Below are 255 nucleotides of genomic sequence, written 5' to 3' on the forward strand. Positions count from 1 at the left end.
TATCAGCTTGAAGAGCGCATCTACCGGTTGCGTTGCGTCGAAGCCTGGTCGATGGTCATTCCCTGGTTGGGCATTCCCTTGGCGCAGGTGCTCAAGCAGGTCGAGCCGACTTCGAAGGCGCGCTACGTGCGCTTCGAGACATAGAAAGACCCGCAGCATCTGCCGGGGCAGCGCTCCGGGTTCGCCCTGATCGACTGGCCTTATAGAGAGGGGTTGCGGCTGGATGAGGCAATGCACCCGCTGGCGATCCTGGCG

Annotated in this window: 1 pseudogene; it reads left to right on the forward strand. The window is 62.0% G+C overall.

What is annotated here, in order from left to right:
• A pseudogene (locus tag SB765_RS31560) lies at positions 1–255 on the forward strand (molybdopterin-dependent oxidoreductase); the annotation flags it as partial.

It is taken from the genome of Pseudomonas sp. SIMBA_067, assembly GCF_046534675.1.
Lineage (GTDB): Bacteria > Pseudomonadota > Gammaproteobacteria > Pseudomonadales > Pseudomonadaceae > Aquipseudomonas > Aquipseudomonas putida.